The organism is Kitasatospora sp. NBC_00315 (genome assembly GCF_041435095.1).
Taxonomy (GTDB): Bacteria; Actinomycetota; Actinomycetes; order Streptomycetales; family Streptomycetaceae; genus Kitasatospora.
Genome location: NZ_CP108025.1, coordinates 5,289,974 through 5,313,144 on the forward strand (window position 1 = coordinate 5,289,974; position 23,171 = coordinate 5,313,144).

The following is a 23,171-nucleotide window of genomic DNA, read 5'->3' on the forward strand; positions in this document are numbered from 1 at the left end:
ATCCGACCTGATCGGTCGTCCCGCAGAACTCGTTCTGCGGGACGACCGCTTCGCTGAGTGGGGTGACCAGGCTTGACGACCAGCCGACCGGTACGCGGCGTGGCCGCGCTCGCCGTGGGGACCCTGCTGTGGGGTGTGAGCGCGGGACCCGCGACGGCCGACAGCGTTCGCGACGGTCAGTGGGCGCTGACCAAATATGACGCGGAGAACAAGGTCTGGCCGGTCAGCCAGGGCGAAGGTGTCGTCGTGGCCGTCATCGACTCCGGCGTCCTGGCCGGTCACCAGGACCTCACCGGTCAGGTCCTCGCCGGTGTCGATCTGACGGGGGAGCAGAGCGACGGCCGCCTCGACAAGGTCGGTCACGGCACCGGCATGGCCAGCCTGATCGCCGGCCACGGTCACGGGGACAAGGCCGGCGTGATGGGACTGGCGCCGAAGGCGAAGATCCTCCCGGTGCGCATCACCCTGGGTGAGGACGGCGAGTACGTCACCGGTGCCGACGACGAACTGACGAAGGCCGTCCGCTTCGCCGTTGATCACGGCGCCAAGGTGATCAACATGTCGATCGGCGTCGGCCTGAACGCGGACGCCCGCGCGGCATTGGACTACGCGATCAGCAAGGACGTCGTGCTGGTCGCCAGCACGGGCAACCTCGGCAACCACGGGACTCCAGTCGAGTATCCCGCGGCACTTCCCGGCGTGATCGCGGTGGGTGCGGTGGACCAGGACGGCAAGGTCTGGGAGAAGTCGAACTACGGCCCCGAGACGACCGTCGTGGCCCCCGGCGTCGGGGTCTACTCGGCGAGCGCCACATCCGTGACGACGTACCGCACGGCGGACGGCACCTCCGACGCCACCGCCTACGTCTCCGCCATCGCCGCCCTCGTCCGGGCGAAGTACCCGGCGCTCTCCGCCGGGCAGGTCATCAACCGGATCATCAAGAGCGCCGTCGCTCCGCCGGACGGAAGCGCGGTGCCGAACGACCACTACGGCTACGGGATCGCGTCGCCGTCCAAGGCACTGGCGGCCAATCCCGAGGTGGACAACGGGCCGAAGGACAACCCGCTGCTGAAGCGGGTCGAGTCGCAGGGGGCTCCCGAGTCGCCCGCGCCCGCTCCCTCCGGTGACGGGAAGCAGCCGGGCACCAACGTGGCGGGGGACGGGGCCGGCACCACGGACAAGGGCGGCGTGCCCCTCTACGCCTACCTCCTCGGCGGCGCGCTGCTGGTGCTGGTCGTCGTCGGCGCGCTGCTGCTGATCGTCCGCCGCCGGCGCAACGGCGGCGACGGGCCGCCACCGCCGCCCGGTGGCGGCCCGGGCGGCGGCTACGTGCCACCGCCGGCGTCGCCGCAGTTCGGCGGGCAACCGCCGTACGGACAGGCGTCGCAACCGCCGTACGGACAAGCTCCGCAGTCGTCGTACGGGCCGCCCCAGCAGCAGTACGGTCACCCGCAGTCCCAGCCGGGGCAGCCGTCCGGGCCACCGGCGCCGCCGGCGGGCAATCCGTATCGCTGACGCGCCCACGGACAGGTGTATTGCCGCGCGCTTCGCGGGCCCTTCCGGTAGTCCTGGTCATCTGATCGGCTACCGGAAGGGCTTCGTCATGTTCAGGCGGTACAGCTTTCGTCTCTCCGTCCTCGTCCCACTGGCGGCGGTGGGGGCGGTGATGCTCGGCGCCCCGGCGTACGCATCGGAGGGGACCGGGCCGAAGACGCCGCAGGAGGCGGCGATCTGCGCGAGCGTGCTCGCCTGGGCGATCCCCACCAGCCCGGCGCCGACCTCGGTGGACGCGGTCTGCACGGTTCACGGGAACGGCGGCTGACAGCACGTCCGCCCCACCGTGTCCGTGCCGGCCGCCGCCCACTCCGAGGCGGCCCGGACGCCGGGGGCGGGCTCCGGCCGGGCGTCTCACTATCCTTCCCGCATGGACTGTTACAGCTGCGGCCGGGAGGCCGATCCGGCCGGCCTCCCGCCGCGCGAGCGGATCGCCATGGACGAGCACTGGCGGGTGGCGCACGCCGTGCGGACTGCCCTTCCCGGGTGGCTGGTGCTGATGCCCCGGCGCCATGTCCTGAGTGTCGCGGCCCTGACGGACGCCGAGGCCGCCTCGCTCGGATCCTGGCAGGTGCGGTTGTCGAGGGCGCTCCGGGCGGTGACCGGGTGCGAGAAGACCTACGTCGCGCAGTTCGCCGAGCAGGCCGGCTTCGAGCACGTCCACTTCCACGTCGTGCCTCGCGCGGTCGGCCATCCGGAGGAGCTGCGCGGGCCGCGCGTCTTCGGACTGCTCAACGCGGCGGATCCGGTCGGCGACCGGCGGATGGACGAACTGGCCCTGGAGATCGGCGCCTTGCTCTGAACGGCGATCGGCCGCCGACCGGACCTCCGGTCGGCGGCCGATACGTTCGCCGGGTCAGGCGGTCGTGCAGGTGGCGCCGTTCAGCGTGAAGGCGGTGGGCAGCGGGTTGGCGGAGGCGAAGGTGCCCTGGAAGCCGAAGGCGGTGGAGGAGCCGGCGGCCAGGCCGCCGTTGTAGCCGAGGTCGGAGGCGGTGACGGTCGCCCCGGACTGGGTGACCTTGGCGTTCCAGGCGCTGGTGACCTTCTGGTCGCCGCCGTACGTCCAGCTCAGCGTCCAGCTGCTGATCGGGGCGGAGCCGGTGTTCTTGACCGTGACGTCGGCGGTGAAGCCGTTGCTCCAGGAGTTGGCGCGGTAGGCGATCGAGCAGGCCGCGGTGCCGGTGGGGGGCTGCGTGGTGGGCGGCTGCGTGGTCGGGCTCGGGCTCGGGGAGCCGGGCGCCGGGCTGGTGGCCGGCGGGGTGCTCGGGGTGCTGCTGGGCGTGGCGGTCGGCGGCGCGGTCGGGTCCTGGGCGTTCGCCGCGAGCTGGTAGGCGACGTCGGCGGAGAAGGTGCCGGCGGCGGCCGCGCAGCCGTCGGCCTCGCCCGGCGGCTTCACCCAGAGGAAGGCGTCGATCGCGGCGTCGCCGGTGGCGGCGGTCGGGTAGGTGCCGATCGCGCGGCCGGACGGGTCGCACCAGGCGCCGCCACCCGCCGGGCCGTTGCCGTTGCGGCTGGTGTCGATGACGGCGTGCAGGTTACCGGGGTTGCCCAGGGCGGACAGCACCGACTTGCTGTAGCCGACCTCGCCTCCCGTGGTGTTGAAGTTGGAGACGTTGGTGAAGAAGCCGCTCGCGTTGTTCAGGATCCCTGCGTTGCGCAGGCGGTTGGCCTGCTCCGAGGCGGTGTTCCAGGTGGAGTGGCCGCCGTCGAGGTAGACCTTGGCGTTCGGCGCCGCACTGCGGATGGTGGCGCCGGCCCGCGAGAGCGAGGCGAAGCGGTCGCTCTGCTGCTGGGCGGTGAGGCAGGTGGTGAGCGAGATCGAGTCGGGTTCGAGGATGACGACCGACTGCCCGGCGCCGAGACCGGCGGCGAACCTGGCCACCCAGGCGTCGTACGAGGCCAGGTCGGGGGCGCCGCCCGCCGAGGCGCCGCCGCAGTCGCGGTTGGGGATCTCGTACACCACCAGGACCGGTACCTGGCCGACACCCGCGGCCGCCGAGGTGATCGTCCGGACGTCAGAAGTAATCGTGTCGGGGCGGTAGTTGGCGAACCAGATGCCCTGCGGCTGGCTGGCGATCCGCTTGGAGATCACCGAGGCGCGCGAGTCGCCCGGGTTCGCGGCCACCCACTTGGCGACCTGGGAGGCCGGGTCCTTGTAGAACTGCGTGCCGGCGGCCAGGCTGCCCTGGACGGCGGCGTCGGCTCCGGTCTGTGTGGCCAGCAGCAGTGCGCCGGTCGCCGCCGCGGCGGCCAGGGTCAGCACGGCGTTGCGGCCGCGCCGGGAGGGGGCCGTCGGGGCCTGGCGGACAGGGGCGCCGGCTGACGGAACGGCGCGGCGCAGGGGCTCGGGGGTGCTCACAGGTGTTCTCCGGGTGCTCTCGGGTGGGAGAGAGGAACAGGACGGCCCCGGAAGCTGATGTGGGAGCGCTCCCGCGACCGGCCTGAGCGTAACGAAGTGGGCGCTCGTGCGTAATCCCCTGTGCGGGAAGAAGTTTCGAAGATGTTCGACGCTTGCTCGCCCTCCGCGTGGGAGCGCTCCCGCGAGTACTCTCCCGGCTGCTCCCGCAGTCGCCCCCGGGGCCGCCGCGACCGCGCGCCGTGACGGAGGGGGCTGCCGCTCTCGCGGACCGGGGAGGGACGCCGCCGCCCCGGGGCACGGGCAGGGCGGGCGACGGACGGGCGACGTACGGGAGACGTACGGGAGAGGTTGTGCGCGGGGGCGCCGGGCTGGCAGCATCTCGGCGTTCGGTGGCGGGATGGCCGCTGGTGAGGGCCCGCTGGAGCCCGTCATCCTGGACGCATGATCACACCCGAGAACGCCGACACCGCCCCCGACGACGCCATCACCCCGGACGGCAAGGACTGGACCTGGGTCCTGGAGCGTGCCTGCCCCGACTGCGGGCTCGACACCCCCTCGGTGGCCCGTGAGGACGTGGCCGGCCTGGTGCGCGCCAACGCGGCGTCCTGGTCGGCCCTCCTCGCCGACGAGGACGCCGTGCTGCGCCGCCGCCCGCGCCCCGACGTGTGGTCGGCCCTGGAGTACGCCTGCCACGTGCGCGACGTCTACCGGCTCTTCGACGTCCGGCTGAACCTGATGCTCGATCAGGACGCCCCGCTCTTCCCGAACTGGGATCAGGACGAGACCGCCGTCGCCGAGCGCTACGGCGAGCAGGACCCGAAGATCGTGGCCGCCGATCTGGCCGAGGCGGCCGGGATCCTCGCGGCCGGTTTCGACGGGGTCGCCGGGGAGCAGTGGCAGCGCACCGGCACCCGCGGTGACGGCGCCCGGTTCACGGTCGAGTCCTTCGCCCGCTACCTGATCCACGACCCGCTGCACCACCTCTACGACGTGACGGGCGAGCCCGCCGGACCGCTCGCCTGACGCGACCGCGCGGCGCCGTCGGCCGGCCGGAAGGCCGGGCCGCGCCCGCTCACCAGTCGGCGGGCTCCTGGAGCATCGCGCGCCGAAGCCGGCCGGCCACGTTCGCGGTGTCCGAGCCCATCACGTCGGCGATCTCCGGGGCGGCCAGCCCGACCACGTAGTGCAGGATCGCCAGATCCTCGTCCGCCGGGCCGGACTCCCGGGGCCGGGGTGCGCCCGGGTCGTCCCGCAGCCGCTCCGCGACCGTGCTGCGCAGGATCAGCCACGCCTCCGCCGCCGGGTTGGGGCTGATCAGCAGTTCCCGCCACTGCACGGCGACCTCGCAGAACGCCTCCTGGACGCTGGCCGCGGCCTCGTCGGCGTCCGGCAGCCAGACCCGGGCGTAGCTGAGGTAGCGCGGCCGGTGCAGCTCGCAGAACGCCGCGTACTCCACGGGCACGGCGGGAGGGCTTCCGGGCTCGGGGGAGGGCCCGGAGAAGCGAGTGTGACGAGTGGTCATCTCTGCCTTTCGGCAAGGGAGATGTGCGGCCAGGGGGATCTTCCGCGCTCACTCTACGGGAATCGGCCGGTGCTCAGGGTGACCAATCGGATTGGATAACCGGAATGTGACCGAGAAGCGTCCGGTCCGGCCGCCGGGCTCGCCCCGGCGCCTGGTGGGGCGCCTGCCGGGCATCTCGACGATGGCGTGAACGGCGCAGTTGCGAAGCCGCCGCAGCTGGTCAGCGGGTGTAGAACGGCAGTGGCTGCAGGGGAGTTGATGTGCCACCGTGACCGGCATGGAGGTCCATCCGCACCCGCATCCCCACTCGCACGACGAGGCCCGCGGCGACGGCCACGGTGACGCCCACGGCCACGGTGACAGCCACAGCCACAGCCACGGTGACAGCCACAGCCACAGCCACGGCCACGGCCACGGTGAAGCGCCCGCCGGGGGCGACTCCCAGCGCCGGCGCCATCACCGGCGCCACCGGCTGCGCCATCTGCTGCGGCCGCACTCCCACCAGGCGGCCGACCGGACGGGCGCCGCCCTGGAGGCCTCCGCCGACGGCCTGCGCACCCTCTGGGTGTCCCTGCTGGTCCTCGTCCTCACGGCGGCCGTCCAGGGCTCGATCGTGCTGCTCTCCGGTTCGGTGGCGCTGCTCGGGGACGCGGTGCACAACCTCGCCGACGCGCTGACCGCCGTACCGCTGGGGATCGCGTTCCTGCTGGGCCGACGCGCCGCCGACCGGCGCTACACCTACGGCTACGGGCGGGCCGAGGACCTCGCGGGCGTGGCGATCGTCCTGACCGTCGCGGCCTCGGCGGTGTTCGCCGCCGTCACCGCCGTGGACCGGCTGCTCCATCCGCAGCCGGTGGGCCACCTCTGGGCGGTGGCGGGGGCCGCCCTGGCCGGTTGCCTGGGCAACGAGTGGGTGGCCCGCTACCGGATCCGGACCGGCCGCCGGATCGGCTCGGCGGCGCTCGTCGCGGACGGCGCGCACGCCCGTTCGGACGGGTTGGCCTCGCTCGCGGTGCTGCTGGGCGCGGGCGGTGGGGCGCTCGGCCTGGGGTGGGCGGATCCGCTGGTCGGGCTGCTCATCACGGTCGCGATCCTGGCCGTCCTGCGCGGATCCGTGCGGGAGATCGGGCGTCGGCTGATGGACGCCGTGGATCCGGGGCTGGTCGACGCGGCCGAGCGCGAGCTGCGGGCGGTGGACGGCGTGCGCGGTGTCGGCGCGCTGCGGTTGCGCTGGATCGGGCACGCCCTGCGGGCGGAGGCGGACGTGGTGGTGGACGGGACACTGTCGGTGGTGGCCGGCCATCAGGTGGCGGAGGCGGCGGAGCAGGCGCTGATCAGGGCGCTCCCGCGCCTGCTGGGTGCCACCGTGCACATCGACTGCGCGCCACGCTGACCGCGCGCCTTCGCGGCACGCCCCGTCCACCGGGTGCCGCTCGTGCGGCCGGCGTCCGCGCGCGGAGTTCCGTTCCCGCCCGCCGAGAGGCAGCGCCGAGGGTGCTCGGCGGCCGCTCGGCGGACGGGCTCGCGGGTGCGGCGGGAACGGGCGGCCTGCGGCGGGCCCGGGCGGCCTACGTCGGGCCCGGCGCAGGTGCGCCCCGCGGGCGGGCGGTCAGGAGGGGCGGCGAAGCTCCGTCGCGCTGACCCGATCGGTCGCTCCGCCCGCCATGGCCCGGCCGAGCCGGTCGGGGGCGGTGGTGCGTTCGACCTGGGTGGGGAAGGACTCGACCGCGCGCCGCCTGGCCTGTTCGGCCAACGCCGCGGCGGCCGCGGAGCCCGCCGCCGCGGCTGCCGCCGAGGCCGCGGCGACGGCGGCGGCCGCGGTCCGCCGGTCCCGCCCGGGGGCTCCGTCGCGCGGCGTGCCGTCCCGGGTCACGACGTCTCGGGTCACGACGTCTCGGGTCACGACGTCGGTGGAGTGGATCTCGCGGCGGGCGGGCCCGTCGCACGGCCCGGCGGTCCGGACGGCGCTCGTGGCGAAGGCACCCGCCGGGGCGCCGGCGCCCCGGCGGCCCCGGGTGGCCCGGGCGCTCTCCTCCACGCTCTGCCGGGCGGCGAGGTAGGCCTGGACGACCGCCATGCCGTAGACCGGCTGGATCAGCTGGTGGCCCTTGAAGAACGGGCGGGCGGGGGCGAAACCGGCCGCGGTCACGAGGTCGCGGATCTCGGTTATCTCCTCCTCGGTACGGGCGGTGAACCGGACTTCCCAGCCCTTTTTGTACGTATGACCCTGTTCACCGGTGCGGCGGGCAAGATCGGGCTGGCGGACGTATCCGGGCAGACGGCCGAGGCGCAGCAGGGCCGCGCGAAGGCCGGAGGTCTCGTCACGTGACATGGGGTAAGGGTAGGCAATCGTGCGGACGGGAGTGACTCCCGTGAGGGGCTTCGGCGTATGGTCCTGGTCACCCACGGTCAGACGCCCTGGTCGTCGGTCCGGACCTCGACGCCCGACGGGCCGGGGCGCCCGTCGGCGTCGGCGCCCGGGTGTCCGGGCGGGGGTGCAGGGTCCGGCCGCCGGGACAACCTTAAGGCCGCCGATTACTCCGAATGAGTGAGGGTATGGGGACTTTAGTGCAGACCGGTCCCGGTTTCACGACGTTTGGGTAACAGTGCGTCAGGCGACCACTGCCCGGCCGGGGGGTTGGGGATGGTGTCGGCATGACCTACCAGATTCCATCGCCGCCGCCCTCCCTGGAGGAGCTGGCGAAGCGTCAGCTGAACGTCGTCACGGCCGGACAGCTGCGGGCGCGCGGCGTGCCGGCCCGGGTGATCACCGAGCACTGCCGCCAGGGCGGTACCTGGCAGCGGCTGCTCCCCAGGGTCTACCTGCTGCAGTCGGGCGAGCCGACGCCCGAGCAGCGGATGTGGGCCGCCCTGCTGTACGCCGCGCAGAACGGCCGCGAGGAGGGCGGCCGGGACGGCGCGGTGATCACCGGTGCGGCCGCGCTGGCGCTCTACGGCTTCTCGGCCGTGCCCCGGCTCCCGGCGCTCACCGGGGTGGAGGTGCTGGTGCCCCGCCAGCGTCGCCTGAAGGACGCGGGTGAGGTCAGGATCCGCCGTACCGCGCGGGAGTTGGAGGCACGGTCGGTGCACGGGCTGGCCTGTGCCCCGGTGGCGCGAGCGGTCGCGGACGCGCTGCGGGAGTGGACGGACGCGGGCGCCGTGGCAGTGCCGGGGGAGGGTCCGGGGCTCGTCCGCGCGCTGCTGCGTGAGGCCGTGGCCGCCCCCGGGAACCGCTGCACGGTCGCGGAGCTGGTCGCCGAGCTGACCGAGGCGGAGCTGATGGGCGAGGTCCGGGTCCGGGCCGCGTTGGACGAGCTGTTCGCCGCCGAGAGGGCGTCGGCCCTGACGCGGATCGACGGGCTGCTCGACGAGTGGCTGCTGCCCGCCCCGCTGGTCGCCCCGGAGCTGCGGATGCGCGGCGGTACGTACATCGCCGTCCCGGATCTGTACTGGCCCGCCGCCGGGGTCGCGGTGGAGATCGACCCGGAGCCGCGCTGCGTGTCCGAGGGGGAGTCTGCCTGGGTGCGCGGCGGCCGGCACCGGATGGAGTACGTGGGGGTGCGGGTGGTGACGCTGTCGGTCCGGCGACTGGCCGAGGAGCCCGACGCGGTCGGCGCCGAGCTGCGGCAGGCCCTGACCCTGGGCGGGACGGACCTGGTGGAGCTGGTGGCCGCCGAGCTGTGAGCGGCCCTGGCCCGTTCGCGGTGCGGGGCCGGGGAGCCGGAACGGCGGCGGGCGAGCGGCCGGGTGCGGGGCGAGCGGACGGCCGGGAGAGCGGGTCGTCGGACGGGGAAGGCGAGGCCGGCCGGGGGAGCGGGCGGAGCGACGGCCGGCCGCGGTGCGGGGGAGTGTACGGAGCGGGTCCGGGAACCGCCCCGGGGCGGTCAGCCCACCACGGGGGTGCCGACCAGGGTGACCCCGGCCGCGCGGAGCTCCTCCAGTGCGGCGGCCGTGGTCTGCGGGGCGACGCCGGCCGTGAGGTCCAGCAGGACCCGGGTGACGAAGCCCGCGCGCGCCGCGTCCAGCGCGGTCGCCCGGACGCAGTGGTCGGTGGCGATGCCGACCACGTCCACCTCGGTGACCTGGCGCGCGCGCAGCCACTCGGTCGCCCCGCGGTTGTTCTCGTCGAAGCCCTCGAAGCCGCTGTACGCGGCCGAGTAGGCGCCCTTGTCGAACACCGCCTCGATCGCGCCGGAGGTGACGGAGGGGGCGAAGTTGGGGTGGAAGCCGACGCCCTCGGTGCCCGCCACGCAGTGCACGGGCCAGCTGGTGACGTAGTCGGGGTCGTCCGAGAAGTGCGCGCCCGGATCGATGTGGTGATCCCGGGTGGCCACGATGTGGCGGTAACCGGCCGAGGACTCGGCGATCAGGTCGGTGATCGCGGCAGCCACCTCGGCGCCTCCGGCGACGGCCAGGCTGCCGCCCTCGCAGAAGTCGTTCTGCACGTCGACGACGATCAGTGCCCGGTGCATGGCTTGCATCCTCGGTGGTGAAAGGGGCTGAAGGGAGGGGTGGGGCGGGCGGTGCTGCGGCCGGGTCGGCGCCGGGCCGGGCACCGGGGTTCGGTCGGTGGCAACTCTAGGCAGTGGCGTGCGCGGGCGGAAGTGCAGCGGGGCGCGCGCCGCCCGGCGAGGGCTCCCCGCCCCGCCCGGCCGGCCCCTTCCGGGGCCCGGCGGCGGGTGCGGGCGGCGCCGGGCGGTCGGCGGCGGGTGCGGGCGGCGCCGGGCGGTCGGCGGCGGGTGCGCCCACCCACGGCCGGGCCGTCGGCGGGCGCACCCGGTCAGCGGGCGCGCCGGGTCAGGCGGTGCGCTCGGTGGGCAGCACCGGCTCCCCCTTGGAGAGCTGCGTGGCGGACAGCGGGAGCGCCGCCCGCGACCGGACGTGGCGCTCGCGCGCGGCGGCCAGCGGCTCGCGCCCGACCGTCTCGCCGGCCAGGACCAGCGGTACCTGCAGCAGGTGCCCGGCGAGTTCGCCGGGGAGCTCTCCGGTGCCGACCACCTCGGCCTCCGCCACGCCGTCGGCGTCGGGCCGCCGGGCGGCCCACTTGCGCCCGCCGATGCTGCTCTTGGCCCCCGCAGAGCGCTTGGCCACCGGTACCAGCGGACCGCCGGGGACGCTCTCGCGGGCGACCAGCTTGTAGACCATCGCGCAGGTAGGGTGGCCGCTCCCGGTGACCAGGCTGGTGCCGACGCCGTAGCCGTCGACGGGGGCGGCGGCCAGCGCGGCGATGGCGTACTCGTCCAGGTCCGAGGTGACGATGATCTTCGTCTTGTCGGCGCCCAGCTCGTCCAGCTGGCGGCGTACCCGGTGGGCGAGCAGGGTGAGGTCGCCCGAGTCGATCCGGACGGCGCCGAGCTCCGGACCGGCCACCTCCACGGCGGTGCGCACGGCCTCCTTGAGGTCGTAGGTGTCGACCAGCAGGGTGGTACCGCGCCCCATCGAGGCGATCTGCGCCGTGAAGGCGTCCCGTTCGGTGTCGTGAAGCAGGGTGAAGGCGTGCGCGGCCGTGCCGGTGGTCGGGATGCCGTGCGTGAACCCGGCCTCCAGGTCGGAGGTGGCGGAGAAGCCGGCCACGTAGGCGGCCCGCGCGGCCGCCACCGCGGCGCCCTCGTGGGCCCGGCGGGCGCCCATCTCGATGCACGGCCGCCCGCCCGCCGCGGCGGTCATCCGGGAGGCGGCGGCCGCGATGGCCGAGTCGTGGTTGAGGATCGACAGGATGACGGTCTCCAGGATCACCGCCTCGGCGAAGCTTCCCTCGACGGTCATCAGCGGCGAGCCCGGGAAGTAGACCTCGCCCTCCGGGTAGCCGTGGATGTCGCCGGTGAAGCGGTAGTCCGCCAGGTACTCCAGGGTCCGCGCGTCGACGACGTCCTGGGCGGCCAGCCAGTCCAGCTGCGGCGCGGTGAAGCGGAAGTTCTCCACGGCGTCCAGCACCCGGCCGGTGCCGGCCGTCACGCCGTAGCGCCGGCCGTTGGGCAGGCGGCGGGTGAACACCTCGAACACGGAGCGGCGGTGCGCTGCTCCGCTGCGCAGGGCGGCCTGCAGCATGGTGAGCTCGTAGCGGTCGGTGAGCAGCGCGGTCGAGCCGGCCGCGCGGTGAGTGGCGTCCATGGCGATGATGCTACTACCACTTAGCGTCAGAGTGACGATTTCTCTCCCGGTGTTCCTCCGGAGTTCGCGGGCAGAGGCCCTCCGGTTCGCGCGGAGCCTGCCCGCGGGACCCCGGGGCGCCGTCCGCCGTCCGCTCTGTCCGGATCTGCGCGTCGTCGCCGGGGCGGAATCGCCCGTGGGTCCCCCGGATGGCAGCATGGGACCGAAAGAGCATGTGGGAAGCGTGCGAGAAGGAGAACCAGCGGTGAGTGTCGCGCCCGTGGAGATCGAGCGCCCGGAGGTCGAAGGCCTGCCGGTGGCGGAGCCGGACACCCCGTGGGTGACCATCGTCCACAACGACCCGGTCAACCTGATGAGCTACGTCCAGTACGTCTTCCAGGCCTACTTCGGCTACCCGAAGGAGAAGGCCAGGAAGCTCATGATGGAGGTGCACAGCAAGGGCCGGTCGGTGGTCTCCAGTGGTTCGCGCGAGGAGATGGAGCGCGATGTCCAGGCGATGCACGGCTACGGTCTCTGGGCCACCCTCCAGCACGACTAGCGCCGGCCAGGGCCGCCGCTCCAGCGCCCCGCCCGCCACCGGGCCGGCCGGGCGTCCCCGAGAAGACGACAAGACGGGCTGACCGATACAGATGGCTGGGTTGTTCGAGAGTGCCGGCAGCGGTGGCGCGGCGATCGCGCTGGACGAGCTGGAGGCCTCCATCCTGCGCTCGCTGGAAGTGCAGATGCTGGAGCTGATCGGGCCCGGCCCGGGGAAGAGCAGCGACGACCCGCTCGCCGCCCTGTTCGCCGAGGGGCCCAGCGAGGCCCCCCGGGATCCCGCGCTGGCCCGGCTCTTCCCCGACGCGTACGGCGAGCCGGGGCAGCCCGCCGACGCCGACACCCGGGAGGCGGCCGCCGAGTTCCGCCGCTACACCGAGATCGACCTGCGCACCCGCAAGCGCGACGACGCCCTGCACGTGGTGCACGGCGTGGATGGACTGGGCGGCGAGGGCGGGGTGCTGAAGCTGGCCGCCGGGGACTGCCTGCACTGGCTGGGCGCGCTCAACGACCTGCGGCTGACCCTGGCGGCCCGCCTGGAGATCACCGAGGAGGACGAGCGGGGCCTCTACGCGCTGCCCGAGGGTGACGAGCGCAAGCCGCTGGTGATGGCCTACCTCTGGCTCGGCGGCATGCAGGAGTCGCTGCTGGAGGCGATGGCCGGCTGACGGCCGGCGCGCCCGCGTCGGGTGCTCCGGCCCCCCGTCCGCAGGTCGGACGGGGGGCCGGCCCGTTCCTGGGCGAACCGGACGAAATCCCCTCGTGTCATGCTCAAATATCGCTCAGATGCCCACCGATATCCGGTCACTCCGTGGTACGACTTCTCCACCCCACGAGACCAGGACGGTGCACCATGGCCGAACAGATCTACGACGAACGGTCGGACGTCAGGCCGGACGAGGATGGCTACACCCGCGGCCTGGGCAGTCGTCAGATCCAGATGATCGCGATCGGCGGAGCGATCGGCACCGGCCTGTTCCTCGGCGCCGGGACGGCGATCTCCAAGGCCGGCCCCAGCCTGATCCTCTCGTACGCGGTGGCCGGCGTGGTGATCTTCGTGATCATGCGGGCCCTGGGCGAACTCCTCACCTACCGCCCGGTCTCCGGCAGTTTCGCCGAGTACGCCCGGGAGTTCCTCGGTCCGTTCGCCGGCTACGTCACGGGCTGGACGTACTGGCTGTTCTGGGTCGTCACCGGCATGGCCGAGACCACCGCCGCCGCCGTCTACGTGCGGTTCTGGGCACCGGGCGTACCGCAGTGGCTCAGCGCGCTGATCTTCCTGCTGATCCTCTACGCGGCCAACCTGATCTCGGTGAGGCTGTTCGGCGAGATCGAGTTCTGGTTCTCGATGGTCAAGGTCACCGCGATCGTCGGCATGATCCTGATCGGCGTCGGCGTGCTCACCCTGGGCTTCGGCCCCGCCGGTGACACCGCGTCGGTCACCCACCTCTGGCAGGACGGCGGCTTCTTCCCCAAGGGCCTCGGCGCCACCGTGATGACCCTTCAGATCGTGATGTTCGCCTACCTCGGCGTCGAGCTGGTCGGCGTCACGGCGGGCGAGAGCGAGGACCCGCAGCGCACCCTGCCGCGCGCCATCAACACCCTGCCCTGGCGGATCGGGCTCTTCTACATCGGCGCGCTGGTGATCATCCTCTCGCTGGTGCCGTGGACCGAGTTCGAACCCGGCGTCAGCCCGTTCGTCGCCGCGTTCGGCAGGGTCGGCATCCCGGCGGCGGCCGGCATCATCAACTTCGTGGTGCTCACCGCGGCCCTGTCCTCGTGCAACTCCGGGATGTACTCCACCGGCCGGATGCTGCGCGACCTCGCCCTGCGGGGCCAGGCCCCCGGCCTGCTGACCAGGCTCAACGGCAGCCGCAGCCCCGCCTTCGCGATCACCGCCTCCACCCTGCTGATGGGTCTGGGGGTGCTGCTCAACTACCTGGCGCCCGGCCGGGCCTTCCAGTACATCACCTCGGTGGCCACCGTCTGCGGTCTGTGGACCTGGGCGGTCATCCTGGTCAGCCAGATCCGCTACCGCCGCGCCTGGCAGGCGGGTCGGCTGCCGCCGCCCACCTTCCGCGCGCCCGGCGGCCTGTGGAGCAGCCGGGCGGCGCTCGCCTTCCTGGGCCTGGTCGTCGTCCTGATCGCCATCGACGAGGACAGCAGGATCTCGCTGTACGTCTTCCCCGGCTGGGCCGTCCTGCTGGTGATCGGTTACCAGGTGCTCCGGCGCACCCGGCCGGAGAGCGTCGAGGTGGCGCGAGACAACGGCCCGCACGCCGGGAGCGAGCGCTGAGCGCCGAGGCGCGGACACGCGGCGGTCGTGCGCCGGTGCCTGGCTATCCTGACCGCATGCTGACCATCACCCGAGAACTGCACGACGCGATCGTGGCCCACGCCCGGGCCGACCACCCGGACGAGGCCTGCGGCGTGATCGCCGGACCGGACGGCAGCGGACGCCCGGAGCGGTTCATCCCGATGCTCAACGCGGCCCGCTCGCCCACGTTCTACGAGTTCGACTCCGGAGACCTCCTCAAGCTCTACCGCGAGATGGACGACCGGGACGAGGAGCCGGTGGTCGTGTACCACTCGCACACCGCCACGGAGGCCCACCCGTCGCGCACCGACGTGTCGCTCGCCTCCGAGCCGAACGCCCACTACGTCCTCGTCTCGACCGCCGAGGGCAACGGGCCCGGTGACCCCTTCCAGTTCCGCTCGTTCCGCATCGTGGACGGCGAGATCACCGAGGAAGACGTCCAGGTCGTCGAGGCCTACCAGCCCTGACCAGCACCCACCTGGATCGGGCCCGCCGCCACTGCCGCAGTGGCCGGCGGGCCCTGCTGTTTTCCGTCCGGTCTCAGCAGGAGATACGGAAACATCCGGATCGCGAGACGGGAATGTCGGAGCGGGGGAGGGAATCTATACGATGAGCCCATGCGTTCCGTCGATGTGAGCACTCAGGCACCGGGCACCCGCCTCGTGGCGCGCCTGCACGTCGACCTGTGCCGGCTCGCCAGCGCGATCTGTCCCGGTACGTCCGCCGGCTCCCGCTGAGCCGCCAGCCCCGGCCCGCCGCCCGGCACCGACCCCCGGGGCCCCACCCTGCCGCGCCCCTGCGGCCCACCCACCTCACCTGCACAGGAGCGCACTCATGGCCATCGAGGTCCGCATTCCGACCATCCTCCGCACCTACACCGACGGCGCCAAGTCCGTCGAGGGCAGCGGCGCCAACCTCGGCGAGCTCATCGCCGACCTCGACGCCCGCCACCCCGGCATCGCCACCCGGCTGCTGGAGGGCGGCGACCTGCGCCGCTTCGTGAACGTGTACCTGAACGACGAGGACGTGCGCTTCCTGGAGGGCATCTCCACCGCCGTGGCCGACGGCGACAGCATCACCATCCTGCCCGCCGTGGCCGGCGGCGCCCGCTAGCAGCGACCGGCTCCCCCACCCCCCCCGGGGGGCGGGGGAGCCGTCGTCCGTCCCACCACCCTCTCCCCGCGTCACACATGCCCGTTGCCGGAGGCACCCCTTGCGTTACGACAGCCCGCTCGAAGCCGTCGGCAACACCCCGCTGGTCCGCCTGCCGCGCCTGTCCGCGGCGCTGCCGGGCAACGAGGACGGGCGGGTCGGCCTCTGGGCCAAGCTGGAGGACCGCAACCCCACGGGCTCCATCAAGGACCGCCCGGCCCTGCACATGATCGAGCGCGCGGAGGCGGCCGGCCTGCTCACCCCCGGCTGCACCATCCTGGAGCCCACCAGCGGCAACACTGGCATCTCGCTCGCCATGGCCGCCAAGCTCAAGGGCTACCGGATGGTCTGCGTGATGCCCGAGAACACCAGCGAGGAGCGCCGCGAGCTGTTGCGCATGTGGGGCGCCGAGATCATCGCCTCGCCCGCCGCCGGCGGCTCCAACACCGCGGTGCGGATCGCCAAGGAGATCGCCGCCGAGCACCCCGAGTGGGTGATGCTCTACCAGTACGGCAACCCCGACAACGCGGGCGCGCACTACGCCACCACCGGCCCCGAGATCCTCGCCGACCTGCCGACCGTCACCCACTTCGTGGCGGGCCTGGGCACCACCGGCACCCTGATGGGCGTCGGCCGCTTCCTGCGCGAGAAGGTCCCCGGCGTCCAGATCGTCGCCGCCGAGCCGCGCTACGACGACCTGGTCTACGGCCTGCGCAACCTCGACGAGGGCTTCGTGCCCGAGCTGTACGACGCCGAGGTGCTCACCACCCGCTTCAGCGTGGGCTCCGCCGACGCCGTGCGCCGTACCCGCGAGCTGCTCCAGCAGGAGGGCATCTTCGCGGGCGTCTCCACCGGCGCGATCCTGCACGCGGCCGTGGGCGTGGGCCGCAAGGCCGCCGCCGCGGGGGAGCGCGCCGACGTGGTCTTCGTGGTCGCCGACGGCGGCTGGAAGTACCTCTCCACCGGCATCTACACCGCCGAGACCACCGAAGCGGCCGTCGAGGCGCTGCAGGGCCAGCTCTGGGCCTGACCGACCCGGGCCGGCTCCGGGCCCGGCCGACCCGACCGGCCACCCGGGCGGCTCAGCTCCCGATCAGGGCGGCCGCGCGGGCCCAGGTCCGCTCGTCGACCGGACCGACCCGACGGCGGAAGTCCCGCAGCGGTACGTCCCGCAGCTCGTCCGTCTCCAGCCAGCTGGTACGCCCCCGGGTGTCGCCGACCGTGCCGGGCGGCAGGGCCAGGACGCCGGGGCGCTCGGTGTGGTGCTTGCTGGTGATCTTCGCGACGGTCGCCGTCCGGCCGCTCACCCGCAGCACCAGGCACGGCCGGTCCTTGGCACCGGGGCCGTCCTCGAACGGCACCTCGGCCCACCAGATCTCCCGGGCCGCCGGCCGCCGGCCGCCCTTCGCCGCCGGGCGGCGCGGCCCCGGACCGGACGGCACCGGGCGCCGACGGCCCCTGCGGGCCGCCGCCCACGCCAACGCGGCGAGCACCGCGACCACCGCCACCACCGCGAGCACCCCGGACACGTTCATGCGCCCGACCGTACCGGGCCGCAGAGCCTCCCACCACGGTGACCGCCCCCGCGGCCGGTGATGTGTCCGTTCTCTGCTGCCGATTCGTCACAGAACGGTCACCGCGTCGGTCGTGGGACGGGGCCGCCCGGGCCGCCCGGAAGGCTGGGCGCGCAGCCGAGGGCCGGCCTCGGAGCTCCCGCCCGGAGGTGCCCCATGAGCCCACGCAGCACCGACCTGTGGTCGTACGCCGAAATCGCCCGCCACATCGACGTCCAGCCCGAGGCCGTACGCAACTACCGCCGGCACGGCCTGCTGCCGGAGCCCGACGCGCACGACGCGGCCGGGCATCCGCGCTGGTACGCCGACACGATCCGATCCTGGGCCCGGGGCCGGCCCGGCCGCCGCTGACCCCGGCGCCGGCCCCGGCCCCGCGCGCCCCCGGCGGGGCCGATCGGTGCCGCGCCACCGGAGCGTTCTGGTGATTCCAGCCACAGCGCGGCACGGAGACGGGGGCAAAGTGCCGTCCCGCCCTTACTCTCGACACGCGAACGCAGTCCTACCCATCGGTGTACCGGCCGGTAGTACCGCGGGCCCGGACCGGACGACCGCCCGGGCCGGACAGCCATGACCAACAGCAGCCAGGACGTGTCGGGGCGGAGGGGCTCGGTATGAAACTGACCGTGGTGGGGTGCTCGGGAAGCTTCCCGAGCACCGAGTCGCCGTGCTCCAGCTATCTCGTGGAGGCGGACGGCTACCGCGTCGTGCTCGACCTCGGCAACGGCGCCCTCGGCGCGCTGCAGAACTACTGCGGCCTGTACGACGTCGACGCCATCCTGCTCAGCCACCTGCACGCCGACCACTGCATCGACCTCTGCGCCTACTGGGTCGCCCGCAACTACCGCGCCGAGGGCTGCCCCGACCTCCTCCCCGTGTACGGCCCGCAGGGCACCCCCGAGCGCCTGGCCCGGGCGTACGACATGCCGGAGGAACCCGGCATGCGCGAGGTGTTCGACTTCCACGCGCTGCGCCCCGGCGGCTTCGACCTCGGCCCGCTGCGGATCACCGTCGCCGCGGTCAACCACCCGGTCGACGCCTTCGCCTTCCGGGTGGAGCACCGGGGACGCTCCCTGGTCTACTCCGGTGACACCGGCGAGTGCGCCGAGCTCGTCGAACTCGCCCGGGACGCCGACCTCTTCCTCTGCGAGGCCGCCTACGTGGACGGTCGCGACACCTACCAGGCCGTCCACCTCAACGGCCGCGAGGCCGGCGAGCACGCCGCCGCCGCCGGGGCCCGCCGACTCGTCCTCACCCACATCCCGCCGTGGACCGACGCCGAGCGCAACCGCAAGGACGCGGCGGCCGCGTACGCCGGCCCGGTCGACCTCGCCAGGCCCGGCGCCGTCTACGAGCTCTGAACCCGGGCGCGGGCCACCCGGTCGACCGGCGTCAGCCACTCCCGGTAGCGCGGCTCGGCGCCCGCCACCACCGCCTCGTACAGCTCCCGCAGGCGGACCGTCAGCGACCCCGGCGCGGAGCGGAGTTCCCGGTCGTCCAGGGACGCCACCGGCACCACCCCGGCCGCCGTACCGCTGATGAACACCTCGTCCGCCGCGTACAGGTCCGAGCGCAGCAGGTTCTCCACCCGCACCTCGACACCGAGATCGCGCGCCAGCGTCAGCAACGTGTCCTGGGTGATCCCCTCCAGCGCGCCCGCCCCCGCCGGCGGCGTCCGCAGCACGCCGCCGCGCACCGCGAACACGTTCTCCGCGCTGCACTCGCTCACGAAACCCTCCGCGTTCAGCAGCAGCGCCTCGTCGTACCCGGCGTCGGTCGCCTCGCGGCGCGCCAGCACCGAGTTCAGGTACGGCCCGGTGGCCTTCGCCGCGTTCGGCACGGCGTTCGGCGCCGTCCGCTGCCAGCTGCTGGTCTTCACCCGGATCGGCCCACCCGCGCCCTCGACGGCGGTCAGCGCGTCCCAGCTCGCGATCACCGTCGAGGTCGGGGAGGACCGCATGTCCAACCCCATCGAGCCGTACCCGAGAAAGGCGAAGTGCCGCAGGTAGCAGGACCGGTGGCCGTTCGCCCGGACCAGCTCCAGCGTCGCCCTCGCCAACTCCTCCTCACCGTAAGGAAGATCGATACGCACCATGCGTGCACTGCGCTCCAGCCGGCGCAGGTGGTCCGCCAGCCGGAACACCGCCGGGCCGTCGGCGGTATCGAACACCCGGGTGCCCTCCAGCACCCCCGTGCCGTAGTGCAGGCCGTGGGTCAGGACGTGCACCTGCGCCTGTCGCCAGGGCACCAGGGCGCCGTCCATCCAGATCGTGGGAGCTTCGGTGAGAGCCATGCGCCCATCCTCACCTGCGGCCGCCGCCCAGGTCAGAGCCCCGGCACTGCCGGATGCGGCCATGGCCGGGAGCGGCCGCCGCCCCGCCCGGACGTCTCACCGATCGAAATACCGGTGCCATATGCCGGACGGATCAGTACCGTTGCGCCGATGGAACGGCCCGACGGCAGCGCACCCGGCACCCCGGTGACCGGCGCCGCCCCACCGCACGGCGACGCGGCACGCCTCTACGGCCGACTGCTCGCCGAGCCCGGCCTGCCGCCCGAAACCCCCGGTTGGGACCTCGACCGGCTCACCGCCGCCCAGCGGGAACTGCGCACCCTCGGACTGCTGCGCGACGCCGCCGCCGGCGGTACGGCGGTCTCCGTCGACACCGCCGTACGTCAGCTCCTGCTCGACGCGGACGAACAGATCGGCGCCCTCTTCGACGCCGTACGCCGCACCCGTGAGGGCGTCGAACAACTCCACACCCGCTACCTGCCGGTGCAGCAGACCCACCGCGCCGGCACCGCGCCGGAGCTCGTCCGGGGCACGGAGCCGATCGCCGCCCTGCTGGAGGACGCCGCCCGGGGCGCCCGGACCGAGGCCCTCTCCCTCCGGCCCGGCCAGGACCTCTCCGAAGCCGCCCTGGCCGGCAAGCTCGCCCGCGAACGCATCGCGCTCGCCCGCGGGGTGGCCATGCGCAGCGTCTACCCGGCCGCCGCCCTGCGCCGACCGGCCGTGCTCACCCACGTCCGCGACCTCACCGCCGCCGGCGCCCAGATCCGGGTGGCGCACACCCTCCCGCTCTGGCTGATCACGATCGACGCCCGGCTGGCGATCCTCCCCGCCCCGGCCGCCGAGGGCGGGGCGGGCGCGGCCGTCGTGGTCCGCGAACCGGCCCTGGTCGCGCTGATCCGCGAACTCTTCGAGTACTTCTGGGCCGGCGCCTGGAGCCCGCCCGAGCTCCTGGTCCGCGAGCAGCCCGCCGGCGAGCCCGGCGACCGCCACCACGAGGTGCTCCGGCTGCTCGCCGCCGGGCTCACGGACAGCGCGATCAGCCGCAAGCTGGAGGTCTCCGAGCGCACCGTACGACGCCTGGTCGCGGAGCTGATCGCCGACCTGGGCGCCGACAGCCGCTTCCAGGCCGGAGTGCACGCGGCCCGCCTGGGCCGCCTCTGAAAACAGCAGGCGGGCAGGCGGGCAGGGCGCGCAGGCGCGTGGACAGGCCGGGCCGGAGGGCCCGGAGGCGGCCCGGTCAGCGCTCCCCGGGGGTCGGCAGTCCCAGGTGCGAGCGCAGCGTCGTCCCCGTGTAGTCCTGGCGGAACACCCCGCGCTCCTGCAACAGCGGCACCACGCCGTCCACGAAGCCGTCCAGCCCGCCCGGTGTCAGGTGCGGCACCAGGATGAAGCCGTCCGCCGCGTCGTTCTGGACGAACTCGTCGATCTGCCCGGCCACCGTCGCCGCCGACCCGATGAACGACTGGCGGCCGGTCAGCTCGATCACCAGCTCCCGGGACGTCAGCTTCTTCGCGGCCGCGATCGCCCGCCACTCGGCAGCCAGCGCCACCGGGTCGCCGAGCCTGGTCCGGCCCTGCACCAGCGAGCTGTCCACGACCGGATCGGCCGCCGGCAGCGGACCGTCCGGATCGTGGTCGGAGAGGTCGAAGCCCCAGACCTGCTCCAGGTAGTTGATCGTGGTGCCGGGGCCGACCTGGGCCCGGCGGATCTCGGCGGCCAGCTCCTGCGCGTCCGCGTCGGTGTCCGCCAGCACGTACGTCACCCCCGGCATGATCTTCAGCTCGTCCGGCTTGCGCCCGTACGCAGCCAACCGTCGCTTCACATCGGCGTGGAACGCCTTGCCGGCCTCCAGGGTGCTGTGCCGGCTGAAGATGATGTCGGCCGCCGAGGCGGCGAACTCCCGCCCCCCGTCGGAGTCCCCGGCCTGGATCACCACCGGGTGGCCCTGCGGCGAACGCGGCAGCGACAGCCTTCCCTCGACGTCGAAGTGCGGGCCGCGGTGCCGGGCCGGCGCGTCGACGGCGTCCCAGAACTCCCGCGCGGTCTGCACGAACTCGGCCGCCCGGGTGTACCGGTCGGCCCGGTCCAGATACCCGCCGCGGCGGAAGTTCTCGCCGGTGAACGCGTCCGAGGAGGTCACCACGTTCCAGGCCGCCCGGCCGCCCGACAGGTGGTCGAGCGAGGAGAAGCGCCGCGCCAGTTCGTACGGCTCGTTGAAGGTCGCGTTCACCGTCGCCGCCAGGCCGAGCCGGTCGGTGACGGCGGCCAGCGCGTTCAGCAGGGTGATCGACTCCGGCCGCCCCACCACGTCCAGGTCGTGGATGCGCCCGTTCACCTCCCGCAGTCGCAGGCCCTCGGCCAGGAAGAAGAAGTCGAACTTCCCGCGCTCCGCTGTCTCGGCGAGATGCCGGAACGACGAGAAGTCGATCTGGCTCCCCGAGCGCGGATCGGTCCACACCGTGGTGTTGTTGACCCCGGGGAAGTGCGCGGCCAGGTGGATCTGCTTGAGCGGACGACCGGTCATCGGGACACCTCGGCAGCGATCGCGGTACGGGCGGCGGTGGAGTAGCGGCTGAGCGGGCGGGCCAGCCCGAGGTGGTCGCGCAGGGTCCGGCCGGGGTACCCGGCCCGCAGGATCCCGCGCTCACGCAGCGCGGGCGCGACGTCCCGGACGAACGCGGCCAGGTCGCGCACCGGGTCCGCGGGCACCAGGTGGAAACCGTCCACCCCGGCGGCCCCGGCGATCCGCTCGGTCAGCGCGGCCGCGGCCACCCCGTCGGGGAGCGCCACCTCGACGCGCACCAGCACCCGCAGCTGCTCACCGGCCTCCAGGCGCAGCCGGCCGACCGCCGACCGGGCGGCCGCGGGATCGGGCTCGTCCAGCAGGACGACGTCGGCGTGCCGGACGGCGAGGCCGGTCCTCTCGGGCAGGTCGGCGGCGGTCAGCGCGACCACCACGACCGGGCGGCCCTGCGGCGGACGGGGGGTGATGGACGGGCCGCGCACCGAGAAGTGGGTGCCCTCGAAGTCGACGTAGTGCAGCTTGTCGCGGTCGACGAAGCGGCCGGTGGCGACGTCGCGGATCTCGGCGTCGTCCTCCCAGCTGTCCCAGAGCCGGGCCGCGACCTCGACGGCGTCCGAGGCCTCCGACCACAGGTCGCTCTCGGGCGCCGCGTCGCGCCGCCCGAAGGCCCGGGCCTCGGCCTCGGTGCCGGACACCCCGACGAGCCAGCCGGCCCGGCCCTCGCTCACCCAGTCCAGCGTGTTGACCGAGATCGAGGTGTGGAAGGGCTCCGTGTGGGTGGTCGTGACGGTCGGTACCAGGCCGATCCTGGTGGTCTCCGGGGCGATCCGGGCGAAGGTCGCGAGGGCGTCCGGCCGGTGCGGCCCGGCGGCGAAGGAGTCGTCGAGGGTGACGAAGTCCAGGCCGCCCTGCTCGGCGGTGCGGGCGAGCGCGGCGTAGTGGGGGGCGGACACGTGTCCGGGGCTGTCGAGGGCAGCGGAGAAGTGCAGCTGGCGGGGCATGGGCGGCCTTGGTTTCCTCGTGCGGGAATGCGAGAGAGGGGCCCTGGCGGGCGACACGAGTTGCTGGGGCGGGCAGGCCGGGCGGGGCGTCAGCCGGGCAGCCGCGAAGGGGAAGGCGTCAGGCGCGACACGCCGCGGACCACACGCGACCGAAGTCGATGTGGCTGCGGGTGACCAGAATGCGCGGAGCGTTCACCACCTCAGTTGACCAGCGCTCTCGGCGATCCGTC

General features: G+C 73.9%; 25 protein-coding genes. 16 read left to right on the top strand and 9 right to left on the bottom strand.

Features of this window, described 5'->3' with window-relative positions; genetic code table 11:
- Positions 1–72: 72 nt before the first annotated feature.
- From mycP to OG823_RS21965, 3 genes are all read left to right on the top strand, one after another.
- Complete coding sequence (gene mycP, locus OG823_RS21955) at positions 73–1,515, top strand: type VII secretion-associated serine protease mycosin (protein ID WP_371481304.1); 1,443 nt, start codon at positions 73–75, stop codon at positions 1,513–1,515.
- An 88-nt stretch (positions 1,516–1,603) separates the two neighbouring features.
- Positions 1,604–1,822 (top strand): hypothetical protein, encoded by a 219-nt coding sequence (locus OG823_RS21960; RefSeq protein WP_371481305.1) that lies wholly within the window; start codon positions 1,604–1,606, stop codon positions 1,820–1,822.
- Positions 1,823–1,924: 102 nt separating this feature from the next.
- The gene (locus tag OG823_RS21965; RefSeq protein ID WP_371481307.1) at positions 1,925–2,356 is read left to right on the top strand and encodes an HIT family protein; all 432 of its coding nucleotides are present in this window, start codon (positions 1,925–1,927) and stop codon (positions 2,354–2,356) included.
- Between the two features lie 54 nt (positions 2,357–2,410).
- Here OG823_RS21965 and OG823_RS21970 read toward each other — a convergent pair whose 3' ends face one another.
- The gene (locus OG823_RS21970; RefSeq protein WP_371481308.1) at positions 2,411–3,913 is read right to left on the bottom strand and encodes a glycoside hydrolase family 6 protein; all 1,503 of its coding nucleotides are present in this window, start codon (positions 3,911–3,913) and stop codon (positions 2,411–2,413) included.
- A gap of 441 nt (positions 3,914–4,354) precedes the next feature.
- On the opposite strand from OG823_RS21970, the gene OG823_RS21975 reads away from it, so the two are divergent.
- Positions 4,355–4,936, top strand: a complete 582-nt coding sequence (locus tag OG823_RS21975; protein ID WP_371481309.1) for a DinB family protein — start codon at positions 4,355–4,357, stop codon at positions 4,934–4,936.
- Positions 4,937–4,985: 49 nt separating this feature from the next.
- Here the strand turns inward: OG823_RS21975 and OG823_RS21980 are convergent, their stop codons facing one another.
- On the bottom strand, positions 4,986–5,435 hold the full coding sequence (locus tag OG823_RS21980; RefSeq protein ID WP_371481310.1) for an RNA polymerase sigma factor: 450 nt from the start codon (positions 5,433–5,435) through the stop codon (positions 4,986–4,988).
- Positions 5,436–5,712: 277 nt separating this feature from the next.
- On the opposite strand from OG823_RS21980, the gene OG823_RS21985 reads away from it, so the two are divergent.
- Positions 5,713–6,828, top strand: coding sequence for a cation diffusion facilitator family transporter (locus OG823_RS21985; protein ID WP_371481311.1), 1,116 nt, complete (start codon positions 5,713–5,715; stop codon positions 6,826–6,828).
- A 216-nt stretch (positions 6,829–7,044) separates the two neighbouring features.
- On the opposite strand, the gene OG823_RS21990 is transcribed toward OG823_RS21985, so the two are convergent.
- Positions 7,045–7,767: a hypothetical protein gene (locus tag OG823_RS21990; RefSeq protein WP_371481312.1), complete on the bottom strand. Its 723-nt coding sequence runs from the start codon at positions 7,765–7,767 to the stop codon at positions 7,045–7,047.
- 323 nt (positions 7,768–8,090) lie between these two features.
- Here OG823_RS21990 and OG823_RS21995 point away from each other — a divergent pair, with 323 nt between their 5' ends.
- Positions 8,091–9,119: a hypothetical protein gene (locus tag OG823_RS21995; protein ID WP_371481314.1), complete on the top strand. Its 1,029-nt coding sequence runs from the start codon at positions 8,091–8,093 to the stop codon at positions 9,117–9,119.
- Between the two features lie 200 nt (positions 9,120–9,319).
- Here the strand turns inward: OG823_RS21995 and OG823_RS22000 are convergent, their stop codons facing one another.
- Both OG823_RS22000 and OG823_RS22005 read right to left on the bottom strand, forming a co-directional pair.
- A complete protein-coding gene (locus OG823_RS22000; RefSeq protein ID WP_371481315.1) occupies positions 9,320–9,907 on the bottom strand; it encodes an isochorismatase family protein in 588 nt (195 codons plus the stop codon).
- A gap of 325 nt (positions 9,908–10,232) precedes the next feature.
- Positions 10,233–11,546 carry a nicotinate phosphoribosyltransferase gene (locus OG823_RS22005; protein WP_371481317.1) on the bottom strand — a complete coding sequence of 438 codons (1,314 nt, stop codon included), beginning with the start codon at positions 11,544–11,546 and terminating at the stop codon, positions 10,233–10,235.
- Positions 11,547–11,790: 244 nt separating this feature from the next.
- On the opposite strand from OG823_RS22005, the gene clpS reads away from it, so the two are divergent.
- The 7 genes from clpS (at position 11,791) to OG823_RS22040 (ending at position 16,582) form a co-directional block, all read left to right on the top strand.
- Entirely contained in the window at positions 11,791–12,084 is a 294-nt protein-coding gene (gene clpS, locus OG823_RS22010) for an ATP-dependent Clp protease adapter ClpS (protein ID WP_371481319.1), read from the top strand.
- A gap of 91 nt (positions 12,085–12,175) precedes the next feature.
- On the top strand, positions 12,176–12,751 hold the full coding sequence (locus OG823_RS22015; protein WP_371481321.1) for a DUF2017 domain-containing protein: 576 nt from the start codon (positions 12,176–12,178) through the stop codon (positions 12,749–12,751).
- A 185-nt stretch (positions 12,752–12,936) separates the two neighbouring features.
- Positions 12,937–14,379, top strand: coding sequence for an amino acid permease (locus OG823_RS22020; protein ID WP_371481322.1), 1,443 nt, complete (start codon positions 12,937–12,939; stop codon positions 14,377–14,379).
- Between the two features lie 56 nt (positions 14,380–14,435).
- Entirely contained in the window at positions 14,436–14,867 is a 432-nt protein-coding gene (locus OG823_RS22025) for a Mov34/MPN/PAD-1 family protein (protein ID WP_371481324.1), read from the top strand.
- Between the two features lie 150 nt (positions 14,868–15,017).
- On the top strand, positions 15,018–15,137 hold the full coding sequence (locus tag OG823_RS22030; RefSeq protein WP_329495163.1) for a putative leader peptide: 120 nt from the start codon (positions 15,018–15,020) through the stop codon (positions 15,135–15,137).
- Between the two features lie 97 nt (positions 15,138–15,234).
- On the top strand, positions 15,235–15,513 hold the full coding sequence (locus OG823_RS22035) for a MoaD/ThiS family protein (protein ID WP_371481326.1): 279 nt from the start codon (positions 15,235–15,237) through the stop codon (positions 15,511–15,513).
- A 100-nt stretch (positions 15,514–15,613) separates the two neighbouring features.
- Positions 15,614–16,582: a PLP-dependent cysteine synthase family protein gene (locus tag OG823_RS22040; RefSeq protein WP_371481328.1), complete on the top strand. Its 969-nt coding sequence runs from the start codon at positions 15,614–15,616 to the stop codon at positions 16,580–16,582.
- 52 nt (positions 16,583–16,634) lie between these two features.
- Here the strand turns inward: OG823_RS22040 and OG823_RS22045 are convergent, their stop codons facing one another.
- Positions 16,635–17,087 carry a type II toxin-antitoxin system PemK/MazF family toxin gene (locus OG823_RS22045; RefSeq protein ID WP_371481329.1) on the bottom strand — a complete coding sequence of 151 codons (453 nt, stop codon included), beginning with the start codon at positions 17,085–17,087 and terminating at the stop codon, positions 16,635–16,637.
- 195 nt (positions 17,088–17,282) lie between these two features.
- Here OG823_RS22045 and OG823_RS22050 point away from each other — a divergent pair, with 195 nt between their 5' ends.
- Positions 17,283–17,477: a MarR family transcriptional regulator gene (locus tag OG823_RS22050; protein ID WP_371481330.1), complete on the top strand. Its 195-nt coding sequence runs from the start codon at positions 17,283–17,285 to the stop codon at positions 17,475–17,477.
- A gap of 260 nt (positions 17,478–17,737) precedes the next feature.
- On the top strand, positions 17,738–18,484 hold the full coding sequence (locus OG823_RS22055; RefSeq protein WP_371481332.1) for an MBL fold metallo-hydrolase: 747 nt from the start codon (positions 17,738–17,740) through the stop codon (positions 18,482–18,484).
- Here the strand turns inward: OG823_RS22055 and OG823_RS22060 are convergent.
- Positions 18,472–19,416: a branched-chain amino acid transaminase gene (locus OG823_RS22060; RefSeq protein ID WP_371481334.1), complete on the bottom strand. Its 945-nt coding sequence runs from the start codon at positions 19,414–19,416 to the stop codon at positions 18,472–18,474. The genes OG823_RS22055 and OG823_RS22060 overlap by 13 nt on opposite strands.
- 150 nt (positions 19,417–19,566) lie before the next feature.
- Between OG823_RS22060 and OG823_RS22065 the strand changes: the two genes are divergently transcribed.
- The gene (locus OG823_RS22065) at positions 19,567–20,577 is read left to right on the top strand and encodes a LuxR C-terminal-related transcriptional regulator (RefSeq protein WP_371481335.1); all 1,011 of its coding nucleotides are present in this window, start codon (positions 19,567–19,569) and stop codon (positions 20,575–20,577) included.
- A 76-nt stretch (positions 20,578–20,653) separates the two neighbouring features.
- On the opposite strand, the gene OG823_RS22070 is transcribed toward OG823_RS22065, so the two are convergent.
- Both OG823_RS22070 and OG823_RS22075 read right to left on the bottom strand, forming a co-directional pair.
- Positions 20,654–21,940, bottom strand: a complete 1,287-nt coding sequence (locus tag OG823_RS22070; protein WP_371481337.1) for an LLM class flavin-dependent oxidoreductase — start codon at positions 21,938–21,940, stop codon at positions 20,654–20,656.
- Positions 21,937–22,941, bottom strand: a complete 1,005-nt coding sequence (locus OG823_RS22075) for an LLM class flavin-dependent oxidoreductase (protein ID WP_371481339.1) — start codon at positions 22,939–22,941, stop codon at positions 21,937–21,939. The genes OG823_RS22070 and OG823_RS22075 overlap by 4 nt, the downstream gene beginning before the upstream one ends.
- Positions 22,942–23,171: the final 230 nt, after the last annotated feature.

Bases quoted from the DNA above. Each gene is read 5' to 3' on its own strand.
- OG823_RS21960 (WP_371481305.1), top strand. From the start codon at position 1,604: ATGTTCAGGCGGTACAGCTTTCGTCTCTCCGTCCTCGTCCCACTGGCG.
- OG823_RS21965 (WP_371481307.1), top strand. From the start codon at position 1,925: ATGGACTGTTACAGCTGCGGCCGGGAGGCCGATCCGGCCGGCCTCCCG.
- OG823_RS21975 (WP_371481309.1), top strand. From the start codon at position 4,355: ATGATCACACCCGAGAACGCCGACACCGCCCCCGACGACGCCATCACC.
- OG823_RS21980 (WP_371481310.1), bottom strand. From the start codon at position 5,435: ATGACCACTCGTCACACTCGCTTCTCCGGGCCCTCCCCCGAGCCCGGA.
- OG823_RS21985 (WP_371481311.1), top strand. From the start codon at position 5,713: ATGGAGGTCCATCCGCACCCGCATCCCCACTCGCACGACGAGGCCCGC.
- OG823_RS21990 (WP_371481312.1), bottom strand. From the start codon at position 7,767: ATGTCACGTGACGAGACCTCCGGCCTTCGCGCGGCCCTGCTGCGCCTC.
- OG823_RS21995 (WP_371481314.1), top strand. From the start codon at position 8,091: ATGACCTACCAGATTCCATCGCCGCCGCCCTCCCTGGAGGAGCTGGCG.
- OG823_RS22000 (WP_371481315.1), bottom strand. From the start codon at position 9,907: ATGCACCGGGCACTGATCGTCGTCGACGTGCAGAACGACTTCTGCGAG.
- OG823_RS22005 (WP_371481317.1), bottom strand. From the start codon at position 11,546: ATGGACGCCACTCACCGCGCGGCCGGCTCGACCGCGCTGCTCACCGAC.
- OG823_RS22015 (WP_371481321.1), top strand. From the start codon at position 12,176: ATGGCTGGGTTGTTCGAGAGTGCCGGCAGCGGTGGCGCGGCGATCGCG.
- OG823_RS22020 (WP_371481322.1), top strand. From the start codon at position 12,937: ATGGCCGAACAGATCTACGACGAACGGTCGGACGTCAGGCCGGACGAG.
- OG823_RS22025 (WP_371481324.1), top strand. From the start codon at position 14,436: ATGCTGACCATCACCCGAGAACTGCACGACGCGATCGTGGCCCACGCC.
- OG823_RS22030 (WP_329495163.1), top strand. From the start codon at position 15,018: ATGCGTTCCGTCGATGTGAGCACTCAGGCACCGGGCACCCGCCTCGTG.
- OG823_RS22035 (WP_371481326.1), top strand. From the start codon at position 15,235: ATGGCCATCGAGGTCCGCATTCCGACCATCCTCCGCACCTACACCGAC.
- OG823_RS22045 (WP_371481329.1), bottom strand. From the start codon at position 17,087: ATGAACGTGTCCGGGGTGCTCGCGGTGGTGGCGGTGGTCGCGGTGCTC.
- OG823_RS22050 (WP_371481330.1), top strand. From the start codon at position 17,283: ATGAGCCCACGCAGCACCGACCTGTGGTCGTACGCCGAAATCGCCCGC.
- OG823_RS22055 (WP_371481332.1), top strand. From the start codon at position 17,738: ATGAAACTGACCGTGGTGGGGTGCTCGGGAAGCTTCCCGAGCACCGAG.
- OG823_RS22060 (WP_371481334.1), bottom strand. From the start codon at position 19,416: ATGGCTCTCACCGAAGCTCCCACGATCTGGATGGACGGCGCCCTGGTG.
- OG823_RS22065 (WP_371481335.1), top strand. From the start codon at position 19,567: ATGGAACGGCCCGACGGCAGCGCACCCGGCACCCCGGTGACCGGCGCC.
- OG823_RS22070 (WP_371481337.1), bottom strand. From the start codon at position 21,940: ATGACCGGTCGTCCGCTCAAGCAGATCCACCTGGCCGCGCACTTCCCC.
- OG823_RS22075 (WP_371481339.1), bottom strand. From the start codon at position 22,941: ATGCCCCGCCAGCTGCACTTCTCCGCTGCCCTCGACAGCCCCGGACAC.